This is a genomic window from Enterobacter asburiae, assembly GCF_001521715.1.
Classification (GTDB): Bacteria; Pseudomonadota; Gammaproteobacteria; order Enterobacterales; family Enterobacteriaceae; genus Enterobacter; species Enterobacter asburiae.
Map to the genome: position 1 here is coordinate 3,355,567 of NZ_CP011863.1, position 24,934 is coordinate 3,380,500.

The following is a 24,934-nucleotide window of genomic DNA, read 5'->3' on the forward strand; positions in this document are numbered from 1 at the left end:
AGAAAAGTGGCAGCAGAGAGTGTGATCGGTGTAAATTTTTACAAATTATCGAGACGGGAAGCGTCTCGCATACAGAAAAAAGAGGCCACAGAGGCCTCTTTCATACAGCTTACGCGTGCGCTTCTTTGAATACTTCGCGCTGCGGCTGGCGAATCGTGGTCGAGAGCGCCAGCGAGATAATCAGCAGGGCAAATATGACGCAGAAGGTCACGTAGAACCCGCCGAACAGGGAGGCAATCAGCGAGCCGCAGATACTGCCGATGCCGAAGCCCAGATAGATAACGCCGTAGTTTTTCGCCAGATTGTTCAGGCCAAAGAACTCGCTCACCAGTGACGGGAAGACGGTAATGGTGCCGCCGAAGTTAAAGGCCACGCAGGCAATCGCCGCGAAGAAGGTGGCTTCATTCAGCGGAGCGAACAGCAGCGCCGCCATGCCGACCAGCGAAACCACCTGCCCAATCGTAATCACACGGATGCGGGCGATTTTGTCAGACAGAATACCGAGCACCAGACGACCGGAGAGGTTAGCGATGGAGATCACCGTCACCGCATTCGCCGCCGTTGCCGCATCCAGCTTCACCATCCCCTGCGCGATATCCTTCGCCACGCCGATCACATACAGACCGCTCATGCAGGCCGTCAGGAACATCACCGCCAGCATCCAGTACTGCGGCTTACGCATGGACTGCGCGAGAGTGAAGTCGTTCTCCACCACGCCGTTAACGGATTTGACCTCCTGCTGCGGCGCATCGGTCATCAGCGTGGCGCCGAACAGAATCATCACCAGCACGATTGCGCCCCAGATCATAAAGGTGTTTTCGAGGCCAACGGACGCCAGCAGATGGGAGTCGATAAATTTGAACCCGAGGCTGCCCAGGCCATAAGAGCCGATGGCGAACGCGGAGATTAAGCCTTTACGCTCCGGGAACCACTTCACGCAGTTTGACAGGGTCAGCAGGTAACCTGCGCCATCCGCCAGCCCCACCAGCACGCCGGCGCTCAGCCACAGCATCATCAGGTTGCTGGAATGCGCCGTCAGGAAAAAGCCCAACCCCAGCAGAATGCCGGACGCCATGGTCACACGCTTCACGCCAAAACGCTCCTGCAGCTTGCCCGCGACGGAAGACGAAATCGCCAGACCCAGGCTCAGCAGACCAAAGGAGAACGCAACCTGGCTGACCGGTGCGCCGAGTTTGTCGGAAAGCGCACTGTTAAACAGGCTCCAGGTATAGACCGACCCCAGCGCAAACTGGGTGACGATGGTGCCAAAGAGCGTAAGCCAGCGCGTGCGGTTATAAGTTGATGTGTTCATGGCAGTTGTCCTGCAAGAGAAATTAAGGAAGTTCGCTGAGGACAACGATAAACAAAACCTTAATACGCCTGGGGTAAAACGGCATGAAATGCAGGCGGAACGGAATGAAATGCCTGGAATCGGGAATGAATGGCCTGGCCCGGGAATAAAGCGACAGCGTGTTAGTACCCGCTATCGCTGTAAAGCCCGTGGTTGTTGTATTCGAGATGTTATAGTAACGTTTAAAAAAGTAACAACTCTAGAAATTTGCGCTAACGCCGAGGGTGTATAAAAACTCCTCACCGGTGGTGGTGTGCTCCCCCTGAGCCAGCGACGCATAGGCCGCCACGTGCGTATTAAAAGGAATATCCGTTCCCACGGTGACGTCCATCCAGCTACCGTTTTGGGCAGGGGCTGGCGTTTGCGGCATACCAAACTGCGATTTCCACTGGTTTTCACCAAACTGCTGGTTATAGCTAATCTGCGCCCACGGACGGAGATCGCCGTACTGGGTATTCACGCGCCACCCCAGCGTGCTGACGCTGGCATGCCAGAGCGGGTCGGTGAGTGCCTGCGTCGACGCGCTATCACCAAACTCGTTGATCATCATGGGAGCCGTGCCGTCGTACCGCCACGCCACTACCGGACCGGTGGTGATACGCGCTGAAACAGGAAAATTCCAGCCCACGCTCATCGCTCCCTCCGTCGTGCTGCCAGACGGTATATTCAGGGCAAGACCCGGCGCGTTTTGCGAAGACTGAATACGCTCAGCAAGAATATCCTCATAACGCGGTTGGTGATCCGCGTCCCATGTATAGCGTTCCGCCGTATTATTTTGGGCGTCTGAAACGATATATTCCTGTTGCCAGGCAGACGCTGTATTACAAAAAAACAGGCAGGCTGAAATTCCCACCAGGCCAGAAGCAGCATGGCGACCACTGATTTTATTTATCATCATCAACGCGACCCCAGAGAGAGCCGAATTCGGCGATATTTGTCGTTATTCAGGAAGAGCTTATAGCCCTTGTATTAACTATTGTCTTTATAGTAAACACGTCAAGCCAGTCAGAACGAAATTTTTGCGAAATCAGTATCAATAAGGGAGATGACGGATGGAACGTTGCGGTTGGGTGAGCCAGGATCAGCTTTATATCGACTATCACGATCGGGAATGGGGCGTGCCGGAAACGGATGGCAAAAAACTCTTTGAGATGATCTGCCTGGAGGGCCAGCAGGCGGGGTTGTCATGGATTACGGTACTGAAGAAACGCGAAAACTACCGCAACGCCTTCCACCAGTTCGATCCTGTCGCCGTCGCCGCCATGACCGATGAAGACGTGGAACGCCTGGTGCTGGACGCCGGCATCATCCGCCATCGCGGTAAGATCCAGGCCATCATCGGTAACGCACGCGCTTACCTGGCGATGGAACATAACGGCGAATCGTTCTCAGATTTTGTCTGGACGTTTGTGAACAACGATCCGCAGGTCACCCAGGCCGCCACGCTCGCGGAAATCCCGGCCTCTACCCCGGCCTCGGATGCCCTCTCGAAGGCCCTGAAAAAACGCGGCTTTAAGTTTGTCGGCTCCACCATCTGCTACGCCTTTATGCAGGCCTGTGGCCTGGTCAACGACCACGTTACCGGCTGCTTCTGTCATCCGGGAGGCCATCATGATCCGCAAATGGCAAAGTGAGAATACCGCGCCGCTTCTGAGCCTGTGGCTTGAAAGCACCACGGAAGCGCATCCGTTTATCGAGCCGGGTTACTGGAAAGAGAACGAGGCCATGGTGCGGGACGTTTACCTGCCGTCGGCGGAAACCTGGGTCTGGGAACAGGATGGCGAGCCATACGGATTTATCAGCGTGATGCAGTCTCAGTTTGTCGGCGCGCTGTTTGTCGCACCGTCATGCATCGGGAAAGGCATCGGGCGCGCGCTGCTGAACCATGTTCAACAGCGCTTCCCGCATTTAACGCTGGAGGTGTACCAGAAAAATGTCCGGGCGGTGAATTTCTACCATGCTCAGGGCTTTCGCATTGAAGACAGCGCCTGGCAGGATGATACCCAGCACCCGACGTGGATCATGAGCTGGCAGGCGGATCAAACGCCGTTAAGGTAAGCTCGGGGCCTTGATATTTCTCTACCCAGGCCAGCGCCGTGTTCCCTGCGCAGCCATTCCCCAGCTTCGAGCTGGGGAGATCTTTAGTCAGCACGTTAACCGCCCCGTTTTTACAGATCCCTCCCTCGGCGGGCTCAAGGTCGGGCCATGCGCCCTGATGAATGCAGATCACGCCCGGTTTAATCCCGTCGCTCACCACCGCCCCTGCCAGCACCTGCCCGCGCGAGTTCCAGACGCGCACCACGTCGCCGTCCGCGATCCCGCGGGCTTTCGCATCAAGGGTATTCAGCGTGATCGGCTCTCGCCCGGCGACCGCATACTGCTCGCGAAGGGAGGTATAGTTAAGCTGGCTGTGCAGACGGTGCGCGGGATGCGCTGACAACACCTGCAGCTGTTCCGGCTGGGCGTTGCCGTGCCACTCGTCCGGCTCGAGCCACATAGGGTGTGGCGGGCAGTCGGCATAGCCAAAGCTGGCGATGCGCTCGCTATAGATCACGATCTTTCCGCTCTCGGTTTTCAGCGGGTGGCTCTCCGGGTCGCGGCGGAAATCGGCAAAACGGACAAACTTCGCGTTCTGTTCGCTCTCCGGCATCTCGACGATCTGGTTCGCTTCCCAGAATTCAGCAAATGCCGGAAGCGTCACGCCCTGCGCCGCGCCGCGCTGTCCGGCAATCTGGTAGAAGGTCTCCAGCCATTGCAGATCGTTTTTCCCTTCGGTAAAACGCTCGCGACCGCCCGCTTCCCACAGCTCGCTCAGTTCAGCAAAGACGTCAAAATCATCACGCGCCTCATCGCGCGGGGCGACAACGCGCTTCATCGGGACCATATGCTGGTTGCTGTAGTCACCGGTCATGGTGAGATCGTTACGCTCAAACGAGGTGGTCGCCGGCAGCACAATATCTGCATGCTTAGCCGAGCCGGTCCAGAAGCACTCGGAAATCACCACCAGCTCCGGCTTTTGCCAGGCGCGGATCAGGCGGTTGGTATCCTGATGGTGCGTGAAGTTCGACCCGCCCGCCCACCAGACAAATTTAATGTCCGGGAAGTGGCGGTCCAGACCGTTGTGCTGATAAAAACCGCCGGGGTTTTCCAGAGCTTCAACGATCCGCGCCACCGGGATTTTATCCACGGCATCGACGCCACCCTGCACCGAGCCTTGCAGAGACGCCAGCACTGCCGCTTTACGCGTCGGGTTACCGCCGTTCGCAAAGTGATAGGAGAGACCAAAACCCCCGCCCGGCGTGCCGATCTGCCCAAGCATTGCGGCAAGCGTTACCAGCATCCAGTGTTTTTGCTCGCCAAACTGCTGACGCTGCATTCCCCAGCCGGACATTAGCATAGTGGTATTTTTATGGAACAACGCCGCCAGTTCGCGGATTTTATCTACAGATACCCCGCAAATATCTGCCGCCCACTCAGCCGTTTTCGCAGCCCCATCGGATTGGCCCGTCAGGTAGTCGGCGAATTTATCGAAGCCGGTGGTACAGCGCGCCAGGAATTCAACATCGTGCCAGCCGTTTTCTACCAGCGTATGGGCAATCCCCAGCATCATCGCCACGTCGGTGCCCATATGAGGGGCAATCCACTCGGCGCTTTCGCCGAAGAAATCCATGGTTTCAGAGCGCATCGGGTCAATGCAGATGATGCGCTTGCCGCTTTTGCGCAGCGCGTCGAAATACCCGATGCCCTGCTCGTCGCTGGCATTCCAGGCAATTTTCAGCGTATTCAGCGGGTTGGCGCTCCAGAGCACCACCACGTCGGTATGCGCCAGCACCAGCGGCCAGCTGGTCTGCTGCTGGTACACTTCGTTCCCCCCCACGACGTACGGCATGATCGCCTGCGCCGCGCCGGTGGAATAATCCCCGAGATGGCCGGTATAGCCTCCCGCCAGGCTCATGTAACGCTGCAGCAGCGTCGAGGCCTTGTGCAGCACGCCGTTAGAACGCCAGCCGTACGACCCGGCGAAAATGGACGACGGACCGTAGCTGTCGCGAATGCGCTTGTGCTGGGCGTGGATTAGCGCCAGCGCGTCATCCCAGCTCACGCGAACAAACTCATCCTGACCGCGAATCCCCTGTGGCTTATCCGGCGAGGCCAGAAAACCTTTACGCACCATCGGCCAGCGCACGCGCGTTTTGCTATGCACCTGATCGCGAACGACGGTCTGTAACGAGTTGGGATGTTGGGTTGGCAGTGCCCCGCGGGACGACAGAACATTTTCGCCATCGGTTTCGACCAGCATCGGCCCCCAGTGGGCGGCGGTCAGAATGGTTTTCGTTGAGGTGCTCAAGCGTGCGCTCCTGGTTGCGTGCAGGTTTACGGCCTTCTTTCTGAGGCAGTTTATGGTTTGTCACAAATTTCAGAGTTATACCCGGAATTTTCTCCGTATCTGGACGTCATAATCAACTGCCACGCTCGCCGTGGCAAAGAATAAAAAGGATTAAGGAAAGAAGATGAAAAAACGCGTACTCGTTATTGCCGCTCTGGTGAGCGGTGCACTGGCTGTTTCTGGCTGCACAACTAACCCTTATACCGGTGAGCGTGAAGCGGGTAAATCCGGCATTGGCGCGGGTATCGGCTCGCTGGTCGGCGCAGGCGTTGGAGCGCTCTCCTCCTCCAAGAAAGACCGCGGCAAAGGCGCGCTGATTGGCGCAGCGGCGGGCGCGGCGCTGGGCGGCGGCGTTGGCTATTACATGGACGTGCAGGAAGCGAAGCTGCGCGACAAAATGAAGGGAACCGGCGTGAGCGTGACGCGCAGCGGCGATAACATCATCCTGAATATGCCGAACAACATGACCTTCGACAGCAGCAGCGCAACGCTGAAACCCGCGGGCGCAAACACCCTTACCGGCGTGGCGATGGTGCTGAAAGAGTACAACAAGACCGCCGTTAACGTGATTGGCTATACCGACAGCACCGGCAGCCAGGATCTGAACATGCGTCTGTCCCAGCAGCGCGCCGACGCCGTGGCCAGCTCGCTGATTACCCAGGGCGTTGAAGCCAACCGCATTCGCACCAGCGGCATGGGCCCTGCCAACCCTATCGCCAGCAACAGCACGGCGGAAGGCAAAGCGCAGAACCGCCGCGTTGAGATTACGTTAAGCCCAATTCAGTAGGTAAAAGCAAAACGGCAACGCTCGTTGCCGTTTTTAGTGGTTGCACCCTCTCCCGTGGGAGAGGGTTGGGGTGAGGGCACCAGACCGCACCCCAGGTAAGCGCAGCGCCACCGGGCAAATTACTTGATTCGCCAGATTTTCCCGCTAAGGTATTCTCACTAAATTCAGGGAAATCAGCGATGAGCAAACCAGCCCGGGCCACCATCAGCGACGTGGCGAAAGCCGCCAAAACCGGTAAAACCAGCATTTCGCGCTACCTCAACGGCGAGAAACACCTGCTGTCCGACGCATTGCTGGCGCGTATTGAACAGGCCATTGCCGATCTCGACTACCGTCCCAGCCTCATGGCGCGCGGGCTCAAACGCGGCCGCACCCGCCTTATCGGGCTAATCATCGCCGATATCACCAACCCCTATTCCGTTAACGTGCTCAGCGGTATTGAAGCCGCCTGTCGCGAGAAGGGTTTCACGCCGCTGGTCTGTAATACCAACAACGAAGTCGACCAGGAGCTGCATTACCTCGATCTGCTGCGCAGCTATCAGGTCGAAGGGATTGTGGTGAACGCGGTGGGCATGCGGGAAGAGGGTTTAAACCGCCTGCAGCAGTCATCTCTGCCTATGGTCCTTATCGACCGTAAAATCCCGGAATTTGCCTGCGATGTGGTCGGCCTGGATAACACCCAGGCCGCTACTACCGCCACCGAACATCTGATCGAACAGGGCTTCGAGGCCATTCTGTTTCTGAGTGAACCCTTAGGGATGGTCAACACCCGTCGCGAACGCCTGAGCGCATTTCGCACCACGCTGGAGCGATATCCTGGCGTAATCGCCGAAAATGCCGAAACGCCGCTTCACGAAGCTGACCAGCTCGACAACACCCTGCGCCAGTTCCACACGCGCCATCGCGGGATGCGCAAAGCCGTTATCTCCGCCAACGGGGCGCTGACGCTTCAGGTCGCCCGCTCGCTCAAGCGCATTGGCCTGCACTGGGGCAGCGATATCGGTCTGCTGGGGTTTGATGAACTCGAGTGGGCGGAGCTGGCGGGCGTCGGCATTACGACACTCAAACAGCCCACCTGGCAGATTGGCTATGCTGCTGTTGAACAAGTGGTTCGTCGCATTGAAGGCACCAGCGATGCCGTTCGCGAGCAGGTCTTCTCCGGCGAGCTGATCGTTCGCGGCTCCACGGCGCGTTAATTTTCCCTTGTGATACCGATCATAAATTCGACATCCTGACCTTTTCTTTGGAACCGGTTCCATCTAGCGTAATAGTATTGATATGTTGCGATGGAGTCCGAAGATGGGCAGGAAAATTATGGTGGTCACCGCCGCGTACGGTGCGGAACAGGTGCGACAGGCAGGCGGTCAGCGGGCAATGCTGCCCGTGATTGCAGGCGCGGGGGCAGACGGCGTAGAGATCCGCCGGGAACTGTTCAGCAGTGAAGAGCTGCTGGCGCTGCCTGCGCTGGGAGAATCCATCGAGCTGCTCGGCCTGCTGGCGTGCTACTCCGCCCCCGCCGCCCTGTTTATGCCCGACGGCACCCTCAACCCGGACCTGACCCGCTACCTCTCTGAGGCCAGCACCCTGAACGCCCTGTGGCTGAAGGTTTCCCTGGGCCATTTCCGCGACGCGCAGCCTCTCGACGCCCTGCGTAGCCTGCTGAACGCAAGCGGCATGGCGCTGGTCGTGGAGAACGATCAGACCGACTGCGGTCAGCTCGCGCCCATGCAGCGCTTCCAGGCCGCCTGTCGGGAAATGGCGCTCCCCGTCACGCTGACCTTCGACATGGGTAACTGGCTGTGGGTTGGCGATTCGCCCGAAGAGGCCGCGCGTCACCTCGCCCCTGCGGTGAGCTATATCCACGTTAAAGCCGCCGTGCCGCATAAAGATAACTTCCGCGCCGTGGCGCCGGACCACGCCGATGCGCGCTGGCTGGATCTGCTCGGCCAGCTGCCTGCCGATGCCCCGCGCGGTATCGAGTTCCCGCTGGAAGGGACGGATTTAACCGCCGTTACCCGCCATTACGTCAACCTGCTGCGCGAGGAGTAAACCATGCACAAGAAGCTGGATGTCATCACGATCGGCGAAGCCATGGCGATGTTTGTCGCCACTGAAACGGGCGAACTGAGCGCGGTAGAACACTTTATCAAACGCGTGGCGGGCGCAGAGCTGAACGTCGCGACCGGCCTGGCGCGTCTCGGCCTGAACGTCGGCTGGGTCAGCCGCGTGGGGGACGACAGCTTTGGCCATTTCGTCCTCGACTCGCTGAAAAAAGAGGGGATTGATGCCGCAGGCGTCACCCTTGATGGACGCTTCCCTACCGGCTTTCAGCTTAAATCTAAGGTCGAAAATGGAACCGATCCCATCGTGGAGTATTTCCGTAAGGGATCGGCCGCCAGCCACCTCTCTGTAGCGGATTTCCACGCCGACTATTTCGCTTCCGCGCGCCACCTGCACCTGAGCGGCGTGGCGGCAGCGCTGTCCGCCAGCTCGTATGAGCTGCTGGATCACGCGGCAGCCACTCTGAAAGCCCAGGGAAAAACGATCTCCTTCGATCCGAACCTGCGCCCGGTGCTGTGGAAAAGCGAAGCGGAAATGGTCGAGAAGCTCAACCGTCTGGCGTTCAGAGCGGACTGGGTTCTGCCGGGCCTGAAAGAAGGGATGATCCTGACCGGCGAAAGCACGCCGGAAGGCATTGCCGATTTCTACCTGAATAAAGGGGTAAAAGCGGTGGTGCTGAAGACCGGTGCCGATGGCGCATGGTTTAAGACGGCCGACGGCCAACAGGGCGCTGTCGCGGCGGTGAAGGTTGAAAACGTTGTCGACACCGTCGGCGCGGGCGACGGTTTTGCCGTGGGCGTGATTAGCGCCCTGCTGGAAGGCAAAACGCTGCAGCAGGCCGTGGCGCGGGGCAACAAGATTGGCTCGCTGGCCATTCAGGTGCAGGGCGACAGCGAAGGATTACCAACGCGAGCAGAGCTCGGCGTTTAAATACCCTCTCCCACAGGGAGAGGGCCCAAATAATTAAGCCACCGTGTACCCTACAGACAACGGCGGTAACAACCTCAACAACAGAGGCAAGCCTATGAACAGTTCAACCAATGCAGTAAAACGCTGGTGGTACATCATGCCAATCGTGTTTATCACGTACAGCCTGGCGTACCTTGACCGTGCCAACTTCAGCTTCGCGTCCGCGGCGGGGATCACAGAGGACCTTGGCATCACCAAAGGTATCTCCTCCCTGCTGGGTGCCCTTTTCTTCCTGGGCTACTTCTTCTTCCAGATCCCCGGCGCGATTTATGCGGAACGCCGCAGCGTGCGTAAGCTGATCTTCGTCTGCCTGATCCTGTGGGGCGCCTGCGCGTCACTGACCGGCGTGGTGAACAATATTCCTGCCCTGGCCGCCATTCGCTTTATCCTCGGCGTCGTTGAGGCGGCGGTTATGCCGGCGATGCTGATCTACATCAGCAACTGGTTTACCAAATCTGAACGCTCGCGCGCGAATACCTTCCTTATCCTCGGTAACCCGGTGACGGTACTGTGGATGTCGGTGGTATCTGGCTACCTGATCCAGTCCTTCGGCTGGCGCGAAATGTTTATCATCGAAGGGGTCCCGGCTGTAATTTGGGCATTCTGCTGGTGGGTGCTGGTGAAGGATAAACCTGCCCAGGCGAAATGGCTTTCCGAAGACGAAAAAGCAGCGCTGCAGGCGCAGCTGGATAAAGAACAGCAAGGTCTGAAGGCGGTACGCAACTACGGTGAAGCCTTCCGCTCGCGCAACGTGATCCTGCTCTGCGCGCAGTACTTTACCTGGAGCATTGGCGTGTACGGCTTTGTGCTGTGGCTGCCGTCGATTATCCGCAGCGGCGGTGAGAACCTCGGCATGGTAGAAGTGGGCTGGCTCTCTTCCGTACCGTATCTGGCCGCGACCATCGCCATGATCGTCGTCTCCTGGGCGTCGGACAAGCTGCAGAACCGAAAATTGTTTGTCTGGCCGCTGCTGCTGATCGCTGCTTTTGCCTTTATCGGCTCGTGGGCCGTGGGCGCAAATCACTTCTGGGCCTCTTATACCCTGCTGGTGGTCGCCGGTGCCGCCATGTACGCCCCGTACGGTCCATTCTTTGCCATCATCCCGGAAATGCTGCCGCGTAACGTCGCGGGTGGCGCGATGGCGCTGATTAACAGTATGGGTGCGCTGGGGTCGTTCTGCGGTTCCTGGTTTGTCGGCTACCTGAACGGTGCCACCGGCAGCCCGTCCGCATCGTACATCTTTATGGGGGTGGCGCTTTTCGCCTCCGTGTGGCTTACTCTGATTGTTAAGCCTGCTAATAATCAACAACACCCTGTCGGCGCACGCCACGCCTGAATCCTTAAAAATCAACGGAGATTAGCATGAAGCCGTCCGTCATTTTGTACAAAGCACTGCCGGAAGATCTGCAGAAACGCCTTGAAGAACACTTCACCGTCACGCAGGTGAAGAACCTGAGCCTGGAAACCGTGGCACAGCACGCCGAAGCGTTCGCCAGCGCCGAAGGCCTGCTGGGTTCAAGCGAGAAAGTGGATGTCGCCCTGCTGGAGAAAATGCCGAAGCTTCGTGCTACCTCTACCGTTTCCGTGGGTTACGACAACTTCGATGTGGATGCCCTTAATGCCCGCAAGATCCTGCTGATGCATACGCCACATGCCCTGACGGAAACCGTGGCCGATACGCTGATGGCGCTGGTACTCACCACGGCCCGTCGCGTGGTGGAAGTCGCCGGGCGCGTGAAAGCGGGCGAGTGGACAAAAAGCATTGGTCCGGACTGGTTCGGCGTGGACGTTCACGGCAAAACGCTGGGCATTGTTGGCATGGGGCGTATCGGGCTGGCGCTGGCGCAGCGCGCGCATTTTGGTTTTAACATGCCGATTCTGTATAACGCGCGTCGCCATCACGGTGAAGCCGAGGAACGCTTCAACGCCCGCTACTGCGAGCTGGATACTCTGCTGCAGGAAGCCGATTTTGTTTGTCTGGTTCTGCCGCTGACGGACGAAACGCGTCATCTGATTGGCAAATCCGCATTTGAAAAAATGAAGAAATCCGCCATTTTCATCAACGCGGGTCGCGGCCCGGTGGTGGATGAGCAGGCGCTGATTGAAGCTCTGCAGAACGGTGAGATCCATGCAGCAGGTCTGGACGTCTTTGAGCAGGAGCCGCTGCCGGTGGAATCCCCGCTGCTTTCGCTGCCTAACGTGGTTGCGCTGCCGCACATCGGCTCAGCCACCCATGAGACGCGCTACAGCATGGCGGCCACTGCGGTCGATAATCTCATCGCCGCCCTTAGCGGAAAGGTGGAGATAAACTGCGTGAACCCGCAGGTGCAACGATAGAAACGAAAAAACCCGCCAGAAGGCGGGTTTTTGAATTTTGTGCTACTGGGTTGGAAGCTTACAGGCTTACAACGTTACCAGCTGCTGGGCCTTTAGCGCCGCTTTCGATGGTGAAGGAAACTTTCTGACCTTCATCCAGAGATTTGTAGCCATCGTTCTGGATAGCAGAGAAGTGTACGAACACGTCTTTTGAGCCATCGTCAGGAGTGATGAAGCCGAAACCTTTATCAGCGTTGAACCATTTTACCAGACCAGTCATTTTAGCAGACATAGAAATTACCTTATTAACAAATATATTGAGCCTTCCGGCTTGATGGATTGCGTTACAGATTTTTAAGCGATGAAGGAAGGGTCACAACGAAGGGTATCTATGGATAACAATCTGGACTGCTTTACTAAACTGCTTTAGGTCTGTGTAACAAACCGACGGGGATAGTTATACCGATGTGGTAGAAGAATGACAAGCGTTATTTTCGATAAGCATAAAAAAACCCCGCCAGGCGCGGGGTTTTTTCGGTTTATTCTGTGGCCGTGACTGCGGCACTCCAGGCCTGGCTAAAGGCCTGATGCTGGGAGGCCAGCGGCCCAATCAGCGTATTGTACTGGCTTGCCTGCTGCGAGGTCGGGAATTGAATGCCGTTGGCAACAAAGCTTACCTGAGTATCCTGCTGGGCAATAAAGTCGCCCACCTGAACCAGCTGTTGCGTGAAGATTTGCGCGGCCGGAATCAGCGGTTGCAGCGCTTCAGACGGTTTCGTCACCACTTTCTCATACACTTTGTCGAAGACCGGTTTGAGATCGTCGCCCTGCTTCAGCGCAGAACGTGACGCGTCAGCCTGCATTTTCGCATTCTGCAACTGCTGGCTCAGCACGCCAAGCGCACCGTTGGACTGGCGAAGCGGTTCACGCTGCGTCATATAATCCTGCGGAACGCGGATGGCGTTCACGCTATCCACCACGGGACGAATTCCGGAATCCATCGCCTGGCTCACCTGCTGTGAATAACCATAAAGAATGGCGTAATCGGACACGAAGGGGCCAAACTGTTTTTTCTGATCCGCAGTCAGCGTCGGCAACCGCTCGCCGCTGCGCATCACTGTATTCTGCAGAAAATCGATAAACGCTTTGCGCTGATCGCCTTCTTTATCAAAACACCCACTCAGGCTAACAACCATCAACAACGCCGCAATAGGCGCAAACCAGCGAGAGCAGGACTTTCCTGTCGCCATTTTATTACTCCTTTCACCCAAAAAAGCGCACACCGGCACACGCGTGCCCGACGCTGACAAGGATAGTCCAGGTCAGCCTTGCAAGATACTCTTTTCATGCAAAACGGCTATTGCCGATTTATTTCTTACCATTTACAAAAAAATACCTGCCGAAGCCGACATATGAGTAATCAGGTAATTAGCATAACTATCCATATCGCTGAATCGGGTAAAGCGATCGTTACCGCACGATTAATCACACCCGTGACGATCCTGGGTTCGTATTAGGGACTATTCTTAACTGGCTCTCTGATGTTCTTGATCACGATGTGAGATTTAAGAGGAGTCCTCAATGGAATATAAAGATCCTGAGTTTGAGCTGCTGAGCAGTCTGGAACAGATCATTTTTAAAGACGTACCGCAGGCAATTACCCTGCAACAAAAATCCAATCCCTTTACAGAATATGAGCAATTGCGCAAAGGGACAGGACTGAAAACCGAAGAATTCGCCAGAGCGATGGGTGTCAGCGTGGCTATGGTGCAGGAGTGGGAGTCAAAACGTGAGAAACCCACCCCAACCGAGTTAAGGCTGATGCGCCTGATTCAGGCCAACCCTGCACTCAGCAAACAGATAGCGTAGTGAAGATTGAATGCCCCCGCCTCTGCGGGGGCTTGTGTTTTAAAGGCTATCACAACGCCAGCCCGCCTCTTCCCACACCCATTCATGCGTTAACGTTAAGCCTCTTAGAAAAGCCTCATCGTGTGATACCACCAGCAGAGCCCCGGGGAAATCGGCCAGCGCCGCTTCAATGGCCTGGACCGAGGCCAAATCCAGATGGTTGGTCGGTTCATCCAGCAGCAGAAGCTGCGTGGCCTCCGCGCGCCACAGCACGCAGGCCAGGGCGGCCTTAAGACGCTCGCCGCCGCTGAGCTCCGCCAGCGGGAGCGTAACTTTGTCGGCACCCAGTTGAAGCTGCGCCAGACGGGTTCGCAATACCCCCTCTTCCAGAGGCGTATGACTCAGGTTGAGATGCGTCATGACCGACTGCGAAAGATCGAGCCGGGAGAGATGCTGGTCGAGATAAGCGCAGCTGACTGAAACCTTACAGGTACCCGAACGGGGGGCAATCTCGCCGAGGAGGGTTTTTAACAGCGTCGATTTGCCGCAGCCGTTCGGTCCCTTTAACGCCACGCGCATCGGTCCGTCCATCCGCAAGTTGAGCGGAGGAACAGGCACATGCGGCAGCACCAGATCCTCCAGCACCAGCACCTGCTTCCCCTCCGGGATCTGACTCCCCGGCAGGGTGAACATCACCGGGTTATCTTCCTCAACGCGTTCACGCGCCTTATTTACCGCGGCGTTGAGGGCTTCATTTTGCTCGCTGTGCTGTTTTTTCCAGGAACCGATCCGCTCCTTCGCCGCGCCTTTATATTTGACCCGCTCGAACGACGCGATATTCAGTGTATCGACGGTGCGCAATGTCTTTGCCGAACGCCGCTGGCTGTCATCATGCTCTTTTTGCATGCGTACCCGAGTGCGTTTGCGCTCGGTTGCCGCATGTTCCAGCGCCGCGCGGGCCGCCTGCTGTTCGGCATCGCGCTGGGTTTGATAATCCGCATAATTCCCGCCGTAGCTGCGCAGGCCCGAGGCGCTCAGCTCAAGGATACGCGGTACCTGCTCCAGAAGTTCGCGGTCATGGGAGGCCACCAGCACGCCGCCCTGAAAACGGCTGAGCTGGTCGTAGAACCACGCCCGGCCCTGTCGGTCCAGATGGTTAGTGGGCTCGTCCAGCAGCATGAAATCGGCTTCAGCCGTAAACGCCCCGCACAGCAGGGCGCGGATGCGCTCGCCGCCGCTGAGTTCGCCGGCGGGTTTATCCGGGTCAAACGGTGGTAGCTCCGCATTGATAAACGCCTCGCTCAGGCGCTCGGCAACATCCCAGTGGCCGTCAAGCAGCTCCAGATCGTCAGGCTGGTAATCGCCGCTGTCGATGCGCTTACGCGCCGTAAAAATCGCGTCATACCCGAGCAGTTCAGCCAGCGTCGTCTGCGGCGAAATGACGTGCTGCTGCGCCACCCAGGCATGCGAGCCAAAGCGTTCAATATGACCGGTAGCCGGTTCGTCCAGCCCCGCCAGCAGACGCAGCAGACGCGTTTTCCCGCTGCCGTTACGGCCAACCAGCGCGCACAGGGAGGGTTCCAGCGTGAGATTCAGCGGACCAAAAAGGGTATCGCCCGTCGGAAACTGACAGGTGACCTGATGCAAAATAAAAGAAGGGGACAGCGCAAAATGAGCCATAAGCACTCCTGAATGAAATCAAAACATCCCCTGCCGACGCGGTGGCGTTTAGCAAGGATCGAAATTCATCAGTCGTGTTTGTTCATTTTTGGGGGGCGCTCCGGCGCGAGAAAGTTAACGCGGATAAGAATAGCGGTAATGTGTTGACGGTTTCAAGGTTAAATTTTCATCGATGCGCCATAAAAAAACCCGCCGAAGCGGGTTTTTCTCACCTGTAGGCCCGTGTAAGCGAAGCGCCGCCGGGCAACGGGCACGTTACTGCAGCAGCGAAATATCCGCTACGCGCAGGAACAGCTCGCGCAGTTTCTCGAGCATGGAGAGACGGTTAATACGCAGTTCTTTATCTTCTACGTTCACCATCACTTTCTCGAAGAAGGCGTCGATCACGTCACGCAGCTCGGCCAGCTCCACCAGCGCTTCCTGGTAGCGACCTTCCGCGAAGTACGGCTCGAGCTTGTCGCGCAGCACCACAACCTGCATCGCCAGAGCGATCTCTTCCGGCTCTTTCAGGGTTGCGGCGTTCACGCGCTCGTTCAGCGTCTCGTCAGATTTCGCCAGAATGTTGGATACACGCTTGTTGGCCGCGGCCAGGGCAGATGCCGCTTCCAGGGTACGGAAGTGGGAAACCGCCTTCATACGCGCATCGAAATCAGCCGGACGGGTCGGACGACGCGCCAGCACCGCCTGAATGGTGTCAACGGTGTAACCTTCGTCCTGATACCACGCGCGGAAACGACCGAGCATAAAGTCGATCACGTCATCCACAACCTTCGCGTTGGTCAGCTTGTCGCCGTACAGACGCACCGCTTCTTCGGTCAAGGTCTGCAGATCGAGGTTCAGGTTCTTCTCAACGATGATACGCAGCACGCCCAGCGCAGCACGACGCAGCGCAAACGGGTCTTTATCGCCTTTCGGATGCTGGCCGATACCGAAGATACCCGCCAGGGTGTCCATCTTATCGGCAATCGCCACGGCGCACGCAACCGGGTTGGACGGCAGGTCGTCACCCGCGAAGCGCGGCTGATACTGCTCGTTCAGGGCCACGGCCACGTCTTCCGCTTCGCCATCGTGACGCGCGTAGTGCATGCCCATCACGCCCTGGGTGTCGGTAAATTCGAACACCATGTTGGTCATCAGGTCGCACTTGGACAGCAGGCCTGCACGGGTCGCGTGGTTGACGTCGGCACCGATTTCACGGGCGATCCAGCCGGACAGCTCCGCAATGCGGTCGGTCTTGTCGCGCAGCGTGCCCAGCTGCTGCTGGAACAGCACGGTCTGCAGACGCGGCAGGTTATCTTCCAGACGCTTTTTACGGTCGGTGTTGAAGAAGAACTCTGCATCCGCCAGACGCGGACGAACAACTTTCTCGTTACCGGAGATAATCTGGATCGGATCTTTCGATTCGATGTTCGCCACGAAGATGAAGTTTGGCAGCAGCTTGCCGTCGTTGGCGTATACCGGGAAGTACTTCTGGTCACCTTTCATGGTGTACACCAGCGCTTCAGCCGGAACGGCCAGGAATTTCTCTTCGAACTTCGCGGTCAGCACAACTGGCCATTCAACCAGAGAGGTCACTTCTTCCAGCAGGCTTTCGCTCAGGTCAGCGTTACCGCCAATCTGGCGCGCCGCTTCTTCAGCGTCCGCTTTAATTTTGGCTTTACGCTGTTCGTAGTCGGCAATAACTTTACCGCGCTCCAGCAGGATCTGCGGGTACTGGTCGGCATTGTCGATGGTGAACTCAGGCTCGCCCATGAAGCGGTGGCCGCGGATCACGCGATCGGACGCCACGCCCAGAATGGTCGCCGGGATAACGGTATCGCCCAGCAGCAGGGTCACGGTGTGAACCGGACGCACGAAGTGCACGTCGGACGCGCCCCAGCGCATCAGCTTAGGAATCGGCAGCTTCGCCAGAGACGTGGCAATCATGTCCGGCAGCAGCGCTTCCGCGCTTTCACCTTTCACGTGCGCACGGTACAGCAGCCATTCGCCTTTATCCGTGGTCAGACGCTCGGCCTGATCAACGGTGATGCCGCAGCCGCGCGCCCAGCCTTCAGCCGCTTTGCTCGGCTTGCCTTCCGCGTCAAACGCCTGGGCAATCGCCGGGCCACGTTTTTCGACTTCACGATCCGGCTGAGACGCCGCCAGATTTGCTACTTTCAGCGCCAGACGGCGCGGTGCAGCAAACCACTCAATTTTACCGTGTGCCAGGCCAGCGTTATCCAGCTCGGCGGTCACGTTCGCAGCGAAAGATTCAGCCAGGCTGCGCAGGGCTTTTGGTGGCAGCTCTTCGGTGCCGATTTCCACCAGGAAAGTTTTCTCAGACATGGCCGCCTCTTATTTGTTTCGGTTGCACATCGGGAAGCCAAGGGCTTCACGGGACGCGTAGTAAGCTTCTGCAACGGCTTTGGTCAGGGTACGAATACGCAGAATGTAGCGCTGACGTTCAGTCACGGAGATGGCTTTGCGGGCGTCCAGCAGGTTGAAGCTGTGGGCGGCCTTCAGAATACGCTCGTAAGCAGGCAGCGGCAGCGGAGTCTCCAGCGCCAGCAGCTGCTGCGCTTCTTTCTCGTACTGCTCGAAGCAGGTGAACAGGAAGTCCACGTCCGCGTATTCGAAGTTATAGGTGGATTGCTCCACTTCGTTCTGATGGAACACGTCGCCGTAGGTGGTTTTACCCAGCGGGCCGTCGCTCCAGACCAGGTCGTAAACGCTGTCTACGCCCTGAATGTACATCGCCAGACGTTCCAGACCGTAGGTGATTTCACCGGTGATCGGCTTACATTCCAGACCACCCACCTGCTGGAAGTAAGTGAACTGGGTCACTTCCATGCCGTTCAGCCACACTTCCCAACCCAGACCCCAGGCACCCAGCGTTGGGTTTTCCCAGTTATCTTCCACGAAACGGATGTCGTGGATGGTTGGATCCATACCCAGCTCTTTCAGCGACCCGAGGTACAGTTCCTGAATGTTGTCTGGTGATGGCTTAATCACCACCTGGAACTGATAGTAATGCTGCAGTCGGTTCGGGTTCTCACCGTAACGACCATCGGTCGGACGACGGGAAGGCTGCACATACGCGGTCGCCATTGGCTCTGGCCCCAACGCGCGCAGGCTGGTCATCGGGTGTGAAGTGCCGGCGCCGACTTCCATGTCCAAAGGTTGAACAATGGTACAGCCCTGACGAGCCCAGTAATCCTGTAAGGTCAGGATCAGGCCCTGGAAGGTCTTGGTATCAAACTTTTGCATAGTATTTCGTGCTGGATACGTGTGGTTTTAAATGGAAGGGACCAGTATACCCGCTGGCTGCAAGATATACAGTACGAAACGGGGTTGTTTAGGGAAAATTGGGAAATAAGCCTTGCTGCCAGAACGCTGACGGCGTCTGGCTGCTGATTATGCGAGCAGGCTAGCGCATAGAGAGGTGTAAAAACTGACCGTCCGCATCAAACGAGCAGACAAAGCCCTCTTTGCGCGACGTATGGCCCCGCAGCTCATAGCTTCCCTGAAAACGCTCAAACCCGGTGACATCAATTTTCTGCACGTCCGAGTTATAGCGGCGAGCGGCCCGATCTTTACAGAGCGCTTCCATATCCAGTGAACGTTCCGGGCTCATTTTACCCTGCTGCGCTTTTTGCACAGGTGCTTCTTGCGGCGCACTGCATCCCGCCAGGCTCGCCAGCAGAAAGAGTGACGCCACACGCTTCATCATCATTTTTATTACCGCCCTGGTCAGTGGCTGTTATTTTTAGTATCAAAGCTTTTATAGATTAAGGTCCGGCATTCTGCGAATCTCGCGGCCTCCCTACAAGCCTGCTGAATAAAACTCAGAATTTTCCAAGCGAAGACTTTTGGACAATGGCAGTCACACTCAATTTACAGGGAATACGAGGAACTGATGCAGTCAAAAATTAACTGGATTGATAACCTGCGAGGAATAGCGTGTCTGATGGTGGTCATGATCCACACGACGACCTGGTACGTCACGAATGCCCACAGCATCAGCCCCGTTAACTGGGATATCGCCAATATTCTCAACTCTGCGTCACGCGTCAGCGTGCCGCTGTTCTTTATGATTTCCGGCTTTCTCTTTTTTGGCGAACGTAGCGCGCAGCCGCGGCACTTCATTCGCATCGCGGCCTGTCTGGGGTTCTACAGCGCCGTTGCCCTGCTCTATATCACGCTGTTCACCTCCATTAACGCCGGGCTATCGCTGAAATACGTGCTGCAAAAACCGGTGTTTTACCACCTGTGGTTCTTCTTCGCCATTATCGTTATCTATCTGGTCTCCCCGCTCATCCAGGTAAAACACGTCAGCGGGAAAATGCTGCTGGCCCTCATGGTGGTTATCGGCATTGTCGCCAACCCGAATACGCTCTCACAGAAAATCGACGGATTTGAGTGGCTGCCGATCAATCTCTATATCAACGGGGATACTTTTTACTACGTGCTTTACGGCATGCTGGGGCGCGCCATTGGGATGATGGACACGCAAAAACGCGGTCTGAACTGGCTCTGCGGGGCGCTATTTATCGCTGGGGTGGCGGTGATTTCGCGCGGAACGCTGCACGAGCTGCAGTGGCGCGGCAATTTTGCCGATACCTGGTATCTCTATTGCGGGCCGATGGTCTTTATCTGTGCCGTTTCGCTGCTCACGTTCGCCAAAAATACCCTGAACGCGCGCGCCCTGCCCGTGCTGAGTCTTATCTCGCGGCACTCTCTCGGGATTTACGGTTTTCACGCGCTGGTGATCCACGCGCTGCGCACGAGAGGCGTTGAGCTAAAAAGCTGGCCGGTGCTGGATATCGTCTGGATTTTTGCCGCCACGCTGGCGATCAGCCTGCTGCTGTCGATGCTGCTGCAAAAAATAGACGCTCGCCGCTTCGTCAGCTAATGCTTCGCTGCCGGGCGCGATGGTACTGGCGCGGGGAGGAAAAACCCGCCGCCAGTGAAGCCTGCTCAACGCCGCGCCCCTGCAATAGCCACTGCTCCGCCACCGCCAGACGCAGCTGTTCCAGATAATCGCGAACGCTAATCCCTAAATGTGACTGGAAAAGCCGGGTGAGATGACGCGGGCTGACGTGCGCCAGTGCGGCAATGTCAGGCAAGCTCCACGTTTTTTGCGGCTCGGCGGTGAGCGCATCCTGCGCCCGATGGATCGCCGGATGAAGATGATTGCGGTAGCGTAGCCACGGGGATAGCTGGGGATCGTCACCGGAACGGCGGAACCAGACCACCATTTCGCGCGCCACGGCCAGCGCCTTTTCGGGGCCGCACAGGCGGTTAATCATGTGCAGCGCTAGATCGATGCCAGACGTGATCCCCGCGCTGGTCCAGATATTCTCATCCTGCACAAAGATGCGGTTTTCTTTAATCGTCGCCGTGGGGGCAGCGGTGCGTAAACGACTAATAACATCATGATGGGTCGTGCACTGTCGGTTGTTCAACAGGCCCGATTTCGCCGCCAGTAAGGCCCCTGAACAGACGCACATCATGGTGATTTCCTGGCGCTGGATCTGCGGCTGCAGGCGCATCAGCCAGTGCTGGATCTGCTGCGCCTGTGGCGTGGAGAACTGAAAGCGGGAGTCGCTCACCCCCGGCAGCACCAGCAGGCTGCCTTCCGGGAGACGATCCGGCAACAGCTGGATACCGCTCATCGTCAGGCCTATCGACGTCGGAACCTCCGGCTGCGGGCCAATGTAATGCAGGCGAAACGCATCGCCAGCCAGCACAAAGGTCTCTGCCGGGCCGGTCATGTCTAATGACAGCACTCCGGGCAACATCACGAACCAGACGTCGATGCTCATTACAGGGACTCCAGCGTCTCCGCTACCGTTTTAATCTCGGCAAAACGCCCGGACAGTACCGTCTCGGTACGATGGCGAATTTCCGCTGCGCTAAGGGTAATGCCCTTGTACGTCATGGGAAACGTCAGCGTTGCCTCACTGACAAAGGTCACAGCATAACCCAGATCGGATGCCACCCGAGCGGTGGTTTCGCAGCACTGTTCAGTGCGAATACCGCAGATAATCACACTGTTGATATCGCGCTCGCGCAGCCAGCGGTCAAGCCCGGTACCCGTAAACGCATTATGGACGTGTTTCTGGAAAACCACATCCGGCTGATGACGCAAAAAGGCCATCGGTTTGACATAGCCGCTTTCCAGGGTGAAAGGTTCGTCTTCATCCACATGAAAAATATCAACGACCGGAATATTGCGCGCCTGGCAGCCTTCAATCAGCCCCAGCATCGCCTGCTGAAAGGCAGGGATCTCGCCTTCCTGCCAGTAATTGCGGTGGTGAAATGACTGCTGAGTATCGATGTTGATTAATGCAGTGCGTGACATGATGGATCTCCTCGCCAGTGGGTGTGACACCATACTGGCAAGGAAAGGAAGGCACGCACAGACCAAAAAAGGACATCCTCGAGCCTCTCCCGGACAAGCCTATTTACGACATCAGCGGCAGCAGCTGCTGGTAGATTTTGCGGAACACGTCGCGCCTTTCCGCGTACCGCGCATGGCGCGCCGCGTCAGGTACATGCGCCTGTTCAAGCGTAAGCTGCGGCAACAGTTGCGAAAGCGGTTGTTCCGGATGAATGGCTATCTGCGCCAGACGCGCGGCGCCGAGCGCGGGCCCGACGTCCCCGCCGGTGCGGAAATCCAGCTGCAACCCGCTGATATCCGCCAGCATCTGTCGCCAGTAAGGGCTTCGCGCACCGCCGCCAATCAGGGTGACGCTCGTCGGCTTCAGACCGCAGTCGTGCACCACGTCCATCCCGTCGGCTAGCGCATACCCCACGCCTTCCAGAACCGCGCGCGCCAGCTCTGCCGGGCCATGTTGATGGGTTAAGCCAAAGAACACCCCTTTCGCTTCCGGGTTGTTGTGCGGCGTACGCTCGCCGGAAAGATACGGTAAAAACCAGACGGTACCCGCAGCGTCATCCGCCTGCTGGGCTGCGGAAATGAGCGCCGGAACGTCGGCCATGCCGGTGAGTTTTGCCGCCCAGTCCAGGCAGGACGCCGCGCTGAGCATTACCGACATCAAATGCCATTTCCCGGGAAGGGCATGACAGAAACTGTGCACAGCGCTTTCTGGATTACTGCGATACCCGTCGCTGACGGCAAAATAGACGCCGGACGTTCCCAGCGACAGCATCGCCTGACCCGCCTCAACCATGCCGACACCGACAGCGCCCGCCGCGTTATCGCCGCCTCCGGCCACCACGGGTACGGCAGGCATATTCCAGCGCTCAGCAACGGCTGGCAGCAGTTCGCCTGTTACCTCACAGCCTTCGTAGAGCGCGGGCATATGTTCCCGGGTCAGATGGCAGGCATCCAGCATCGCCTCGCTCCAGTCGCGCTTCGCCACGTCGAGCCACATGGTGCCCGCGGCATCGGACATGTCGCTGGCGAAATCGCCCGTCATGCGAAAACGCAGATAGTCTTTCGGCAGCAGGACTTTCGCCACCTGACGGAAAACCTCCGGTTCGTGGCGCTGCACCCACAGTAATTTGGGCGCAGTAAAGCCGGGCATCATCAGGTTGCCGGTAATCTCGCGGGAGGCAGGCACGCGCGCCTCAAGAAGCGCGCACTCTTCCGCACAGCGGCCATCGTTCCAGAGGATCGCAGGACGCAGCACGCGATGCTGGCTATCGAGCAGCGTAGCGCCGTGCATTTGTCCGGCAATTCCCAGCGCTTTCACGTCACGAAGGCTGTGCTGCTCACCTAAGGCTTTGATTGCGCGGTCCGTCGCCTGCCACCACTGCTCCGGATCCTGTTCCGACCACAGCGGATGCGGACGTGAAACCTGCAGCGTTTCCGTCTGCGTGGCTAACACGTCGCCCTGCTCGCTCAACAGGATGGCTTTCACACCCGATGTGCCAAGATCGATCCCGATATACATTACGGTGACTCCTTTTACAGAAATGCCCGGTGGCGCTAACACTTACCGGGCCTACGTGCATCTTCAGCTCAATCACTTATCAAACAGATAGTGGTTTACGAGATTTTCCAGCAGTTCCTGGTGCCCGCTCTGGTGCTGCGGCGCCAGCTGCTGCTGTTCAGCGTACTTCGCAATTTCCGCCAGCGATAACTGACCTTTCAAGATTTGCTGGCCCAGCTCACTGTTCCAGCCGCTGTAACGCTTCGCTACGCGTTTATCCAGCTCGCCGTCTTCAATCATGCGCGCCGCCACTTTCAGCGCCAGCGCCATGGTGTCCATCGCGCCAATGTGGCCGTAGAACAGATCGTATTTGTCGGTGCTCTGACGACGTACCTTGGCGTCAAAGTTCAGGCCGCCTGTGGTGAAACCGCCCGCTTTGACGATCTCGTACATCACCAGGGCATTCTCTTCCACGCTGTTCGGGAACTGATCGGTGTCCCAGCCCAGCTGTGCATCGCCACGGTTCGCATCGACAGAGCCGAAAATGCCCAGCGCAATGGCAGACGCGATCTCGTGATGGAAAGAGTGGCCCGCCAGCGTGGCGTGGTTGGCTTCAATGTTCACTTTAATCTCTTTTTCCAGACCGAACTGCTTCAGGAAGCCATACACCGTCGCCACGTCGTAGTCATACTGGTGCTTGGTCGGTTCCTGCGGTTTCGGCTCGATCAGCAGCGTGCCGCGGAAGCCGATTTTGTGCTTATGGTCGACAACCATCTGCATAAAGCGGCCAATCTGCTCGCGCTCCTGACGCAGGTCGGTGTTCAGCAGCGTTTCATAACCTTCACGGCCACCCCACAGGACATAGTTCTCGCCACCCAGCTGATGCGTAGCGTTCATTGCCGTCACCACCTGCGTGGCTGCCCAGCTAAACACTTCCGGATCCGGATTGGTTGCCGCGCCCGCGCCGTAGCGTGGGTTGGTGAAGCAGTTTGCTGTACCCCAGAGCAGCTTCACGCCGCTTTGCTGCTGTTTCGCCGCCAGTACATCCACCATCTGCGCAAAATTGTTCAGATACTCTTTCATCGACGCGCCTTCCGGCGACACGTCCACGTCATGGAAGCAGTAGTACGGCACGTTTAGCTTGTGGAAGAACTCAAACGCCACATCGGCTTTGCGCTTTGCCAGCTCGATGGCCTCACCCGGCTGCTGCCACGGGCGGTCAAAGGAACCCACGCCGAACATATCGGCGCCGTTCCAGCAGAAGGTATGCCAGTAACAGGCGGCAAAGCGCAGATGATCTTCCATGCGCTTACCCAGCACCAGCTCATCCGGGTTGTAGTGACGAAATGCTAAAGGATTGGTCGTTTTTGGGCCTTCGTAACGAACACGATCGAGTTGGTCGAAATAAGCTTGCATATTGAGCTCCATAATCAGGGTATGCGGCGAGTCGTTGATACAGGAGTAATAGTGAATAGACATTTTGGGTTGCTCAATTACGTTATTTCACACTGCTATTGAGAGAATGCACAACTGTGCGCTGGCTCGCAAAATAATGCGCAGACAAACTATTTTTCGGCGCGTATTCCAGAATCAAATGTAATTAAGACGTTACGTATTTTAAAATCCGATCGCGGTCATAAATTCAGAAATAAACC

The 24,934-nt window shown here is 57.4% G+C and carries 23 protein-coding genes; 10 read left to right on the forward strand and 13 right to left on the reverse strand.

Annotated elements, in window-relative coordinates; genetic code table 11:
• Positions 1 to 109: 109 nt before the first annotated feature.
• Complete coding sequence (locus ACJ69_RS16230) at positions 110 to 1,312, reverse strand: L-lactate MFS transporter (protein ID WP_033146995.1); 1,203 nt, start codon at positions 1,310 to 1,312, stop codon at positions 110 to 112.
• Positions 1,313 to 1,550: 238 nt separating this feature from the next.
• Positions 1,551 to 2,249 (reverse strand): autotransporter domain-containing protein, encoded by a 699-nt coding sequence (locus ACJ69_RS16235; protein ID WP_029741571.1) that lies wholly within the window; start codon positions 2,247 to 2,249, stop codon positions 1,551 to 1,553.
• Positions 2,250 to 2,403: 154 nt separating this feature from the next.
• Between ACJ69_RS16235 and tag the strand changes: the two genes are divergently transcribed.
• Both tag and ACJ69_RS16245 read left to right on the forward strand, forming a co-directional pair.
• Entirely contained in the window at positions 2,404 to 2,985 is a 582-nt protein-coding gene (tag, locus tag ACJ69_RS16240; RefSeq protein WP_059347320.1) for a DNA-3-methyladenine glycosylase I, read from the forward strand.
• Positions 2,963 to 3,409: an N-acetyltransferase gene (locus tag ACJ69_RS16245; protein ID WP_032661790.1), complete on the forward strand. Its 447-nt coding sequence runs from the start codon at positions 2,963 to 2,965 to the stop codon at positions 3,407 to 3,409. Before tag ends, ACJ69_RS16245 begins: the two co-directional genes overlap by 23 nt.
• Here ACJ69_RS16245 and ACJ69_RS16250 read toward each other — a convergent pair.
• A complete protein-coding gene (locus tag ACJ69_RS16250; protein WP_059347843.1) occupies positions 3,372 to 5,651 on the reverse strand; it encodes a molybdopterin guanine dinucleotide-containing S/N-oxide reductase in 2,280 nt (759 codons plus the stop codon). The two genes, ACJ69_RS16245 and ACJ69_RS16250, sit on opposite strands and share 38 nt — an antisense overlap.
• Positions 5,652 to 5,862: 211 nt before the next feature.
• On the opposite strand from ACJ69_RS16250, the gene ACJ69_RS16255 reads away from it, so the two are divergent.
• The 6 genes from ACJ69_RS16255 (at position 5,863) to ghrB (ending at position 11,892) form a co-directional block, all read left to right on the forward strand.
• On the forward strand, positions 5,863 to 6,525 hold the full coding sequence (locus tag ACJ69_RS16255) for an OmpA family lipoprotein (protein WP_059347321.1): 663 nt from the start codon (positions 5,863 to 5,865) through the stop codon (positions 6,523 to 6,525).
• Positions 6,526 to 6,704: 179 nt separating this feature from the next.
• Positions 6,705 to 7,721 (forward strand): LacI family DNA-binding transcriptional regulator, encoded by a 1,017-nt coding sequence (locus ACJ69_RS16260; RefSeq protein WP_023309954.1) that lies wholly within the window; start codon positions 6,705 to 6,707, stop codon positions 7,719 to 7,721.
• 103 nt (positions 7,722 to 7,824) lie between these two features.
• Positions 7,825 to 8,574, forward strand: a complete 750-nt coding sequence (locus ACJ69_RS16265; RefSeq protein WP_038417725.1) for a sugar phosphate isomerase/epimerase family protein — start codon at positions 7,825 to 7,827, stop codon at positions 8,572 to 8,574.
• Positions 8,575 to 8,577: 3 nt separating this feature from the next.
• A complete protein-coding gene (locus ACJ69_RS16270; protein ID WP_059347322.1) occupies positions 8,578 to 9,516 on the forward strand; it encodes a sugar kinase in 939 nt (312 codons plus the stop codon).
• A 94-nt stretch (positions 9,517 to 9,610) separates the two neighbouring features.
• The gene (locus ACJ69_RS16275) at positions 9,611 to 10,891 is read left to right on the forward strand and encodes an MFS transporter (RefSeq protein WP_023309951.1); all 1,281 of its coding nucleotides are present in this window, start codon (positions 9,611 to 9,613) and stop codon (positions 10,889 to 10,891) included.
• Between the two features lie 26 nt (positions 10,892 to 10,917).
• Positions 10,918 to 11,892: a glyoxylate/hydroxypyruvate reductase GhrB gene (gene ghrB, locus ACJ69_RS16280; RefSeq protein WP_059347323.1), complete on the forward strand. Its 975-nt coding sequence runs from the start codon at positions 10,918 to 10,920 to the stop codon at positions 11,890 to 11,892.
• Positions 11,893 to 11,950: 58 nt separating this feature from the next.
• Here the strand turns inward: ghrB and cspE are convergent, their stop codons facing one another.
• Together cspE and ACJ69_RS16290 are read right to left on the reverse strand one after the other, a co-directional pair.
• The gene (cspE, locus tag ACJ69_RS16285) at positions 11,951 to 12,163 is read right to left on the reverse strand and encodes a transcription antiterminator/RNA stability regulator CspE (RefSeq protein ID WP_003860775.1); all 213 of its coding nucleotides are present in this window, start codon (positions 12,161 to 12,163) and stop codon (positions 11,951 to 11,953) included.
• Between the two features lie 247 nt (positions 12,164 to 12,410).
• A complete protein-coding gene (locus ACJ69_RS16290) occupies positions 12,411 to 13,121 on the reverse strand; it encodes a DUF3053 domain-containing protein (protein ID WP_023309949.1) in 711 nt (236 codons plus the stop codon).
• Between the two features lie 331 nt (positions 13,122 to 13,452).
• On the opposite strand from ACJ69_RS16290, the gene ACJ69_RS16300 reads away from it, so the two are divergent.
• Positions 13,453 to 13,740 (forward strand): HTH-type transcriptional regulator, encoded by a 288-nt coding sequence (locus tag ACJ69_RS16300; RefSeq protein ID WP_029740975.1) that lies wholly within the window; start codon positions 13,453 to 13,455, stop codon positions 13,738 to 13,740.
• 39 nt (positions 13,741 to 13,779) lie between these two features.
• Here ACJ69_RS16300 and ACJ69_RS16305 read toward each other — a convergent pair whose 3' ends face one another.
• The 4 genes from ACJ69_RS16305 to ACJ69_RS16320 form a co-directional block, all read right to left on the reverse strand.
• A complete protein-coding gene (locus ACJ69_RS16305; RefSeq protein ID WP_059347324.1) occupies positions 13,780 to 15,399 on the reverse strand; it encodes an ABC-F family ATP-binding cassette domain-containing protein in 1,620 nt (539 codons plus the stop codon).
• Positions 15,400 to 15,654: 255 nt separating this feature from the next.
• Complete coding sequence (glyS, locus tag ACJ69_RS16310; RefSeq protein ID WP_029740977.1) at positions 15,655 to 17,724, reverse strand: glycine--tRNA ligase subunit beta; 2,070 nt, start codon at positions 17,722 to 17,724, stop codon at positions 15,655 to 15,657.
• A gap of 9 nt (positions 17,725 to 17,733) precedes the next feature.
• On the reverse strand, positions 17,734 to 18,645 hold the full coding sequence (glyQ, locus tag ACJ69_RS16315) for a glycine--tRNA ligase subunit alpha (protein ID WP_003860141.1): 912 nt from the start codon (positions 18,643 to 18,645) through the stop codon (positions 17,734 to 17,736).
• A gap of 160 nt (positions 18,646 to 18,805) precedes the next feature.
• Positions 18,806 to 19,111 carry a YsaB family lipoprotein gene (locus tag ACJ69_RS16320; protein WP_047646683.1) on the reverse strand — a complete coding sequence of 102 codons (306 nt, stop codon included), beginning with the start codon at positions 19,109 to 19,111 and terminating at the stop codon, positions 18,806 to 18,808.
• Between the two features lie 183 nt (positions 19,112 to 19,294).
• Here ACJ69_RS16320 and ACJ69_RS16325 point away from each other — a divergent pair, with 183 nt between their 5' ends.
• Complete coding sequence (locus tag ACJ69_RS16325; RefSeq protein WP_054829941.1) at positions 19,295 to 20,290, forward strand: acyltransferase; 996 nt, start codon at positions 19,295 to 19,297, stop codon at positions 20,288 to 20,290.
• Here the strand turns inward: ACJ69_RS16325 and ACJ69_RS16330 are convergent.
• The 4 genes from ACJ69_RS16330 to xylA form a co-directional block, all read right to left on the reverse strand.
• The gene (locus ACJ69_RS16330; protein WP_059347325.1) at positions 20,283 to 21,203 is read right to left on the reverse strand and encodes a GlxA family transcriptional regulator; all 921 of its coding nucleotides are present in this window, start codon (positions 21,201 to 21,203) and stop codon (positions 20,283 to 20,285) included. The two genes, ACJ69_RS16325 and ACJ69_RS16330, sit on opposite strands and share 8 nt — an antisense overlap.
• A complete protein-coding gene (locus ACJ69_RS16335) occupies positions 21,203 to 21,742 on the reverse strand; it encodes an isochorismatase family protein (protein WP_059347326.1) in 540 nt (179 codons plus the stop codon). Before ACJ69_RS16335 ends, ACJ69_RS16330 begins: the two co-directional genes overlap by 1 nt.
• A 103-nt stretch (positions 21,743 to 21,845) precedes the next feature.
• Positions 21,846 to 23,300, reverse strand: a complete 1,455-nt coding sequence (gene xylB / locus ACJ69_RS16340) for a xylulokinase (RefSeq protein ID WP_059347327.1) — start codon at positions 23,298 to 23,300, stop codon at positions 21,846 to 21,848.
• A gap of 72 nt (positions 23,301 to 23,372) precedes the next feature.
• Positions 23,373 to 24,695: a xylose isomerase gene (gene xylA, locus ACJ69_RS16345; RefSeq protein WP_155616789.1), complete on the reverse strand. Its 1,323-nt coding sequence runs from the start codon at positions 24,693 to 24,695 to the stop codon at positions 23,373 to 23,375.
• Positions 24,696 to 24,934: the final 239 nt, after the last annotated feature.

Bases quoted from the DNA above. Each gene is read 5' to 3' on its own strand.
- ACJ69_RS16230 (WP_033146995.1), bottom strand. From the start codon at position 1,312: ATGAACACATCAACTTATAACCGCACGCGCTGGCTTACGCTCTTTGGC.
- ACJ69_RS16235 (WP_029741571.1), bottom strand. From the start codon at position 2,249: ATGATGATAAATAAAATCAGTGGTCGCCATGCTGCTTCTGGCCTGGTG.
- tag (WP_059347320.1), top strand. From the start codon at position 2,404: ATGGAACGTTGCGGTTGGGTGAGCCAGGATCAGCTTTATATCGACTAT.
- ACJ69_RS16245 (WP_032661790.1), top strand. From the start codon at position 2,963: ATGATCCGCAAATGGCAAAGTGAGAATACCGCGCCGCTTCTGAGCCTG.
- ACJ69_RS16250 (WP_059347843.1), bottom strand. From the start codon at position 5,651: ATGCTGGTCGAAACCGATGGCGAAAATGTTCTGTCGTCCCGCGGGGCA.
- ACJ69_RS16255 (WP_059347321.1), top strand. From the start codon at position 5,863: ATGAAAAAACGCGTACTCGTTATTGCCGCTCTGGTGAGCGGTGCACTG.
- ACJ69_RS16260 (WP_023309954.1), top strand. From the start codon at position 6,705: ATGAGCAAACCAGCCCGGGCCACCATCAGCGACGTGGCGAAAGCCGCC.
- ACJ69_RS16265 (WP_038417725.1), top strand. From the start codon at position 7,825: ATGGGCAGGAAAATTATGGTGGTCACCGCCGCGTACGGTGCGGAACAG.
- ACJ69_RS16270 (WP_059347322.1), top strand. From the start codon at position 8,578: ATGCACAAGAAGCTGGATGTCATCACGATCGGCGAAGCCATGGCGATG.
- ACJ69_RS16275 (WP_023309951.1), top strand. From the start codon at position 9,611: ATGAACAGTTCAACCAATGCAGTAAAACGCTGGTGGTACATCATGCCA.
- ghrB (WP_059347323.1), top strand. From the start codon at position 10,918: ATGAAGCCGTCCGTCATTTTGTACAAAGCACTGCCGGAAGATCTGCAG.
- cspE (WP_003860775.1), bottom strand. From the start codon at position 12,163: ATGTCTGCTAAAATGACTGGTCTGGTAAAATGGTTCAACGCTGATAAA.
- ACJ69_RS16290 (WP_023309949.1), bottom strand. From the start codon at position 13,121: ATGGCGACAGGAAAGTCCTGCTCTCGCTGGTTTGCGCCTATTGCGGCG.
- ACJ69_RS16300 (WP_029740975.1), top strand. From the start codon at position 13,453: ATGGAATATAAAGATCCTGAGTTTGAGCTGCTGAGCAGTCTGGAACAG.
- ACJ69_RS16305 (WP_059347324.1), bottom strand. From the start codon at position 15,399: ATGGCTCATTTTGCGCTGTCCCCTTCTTTTATTTTGCATCAGGTCACC.
- glyS (WP_029740977.1), bottom strand. From the start codon at position 17,724: ATGTCTGAGAAAACTTTCCTGGTGGAAATCGGCACCGAAGAGCTGCCA.
- glyQ (WP_003860141.1), bottom strand. From the start codon at position 18,645: ATGCAAAAGTTTGATACCAAGACCTTCCAGGGCCTGATCCTGACCTTA.
- ACJ69_RS16320 (WP_047646683.1), bottom strand. From the start codon at position 19,111: ATGATGATGAAGCGTGTGGCGTCACTCTTTCTGCTGGCGAGCCTGGCG.
- ACJ69_RS16325 (WP_054829941.1), top strand. From the start codon at position 19,295: ATGCAGTCAAAAATTAACTGGATTGATAACCTGCGAGGAATAGCGTGT.
- ACJ69_RS16330 (WP_059347325.1), bottom strand. From the start codon at position 21,203: ATGAGCATCGACGTCTGGTTCGTGATGTTGCCCGGAGTGCTGTCATTA.
- ACJ69_RS16335 (WP_059347326.1), bottom strand. From the start codon at position 21,742: ATGTCACGCACTGCATTAATCAACATCGATACTCAGCAGTCATTTCAC.
- xylB (WP_059347327.1), bottom strand. From the start codon at position 23,300: ATGTATATCGGGATCGATCTTGGCACATCGGGTGTGAAAGCCATCCTG.
- xylA (WP_155616789.1), bottom strand. From the start codon at position 24,695: ATGCAAGCTTATTTCGACCAACTCGATCGTGTTCGTTACGAAGGCCCA.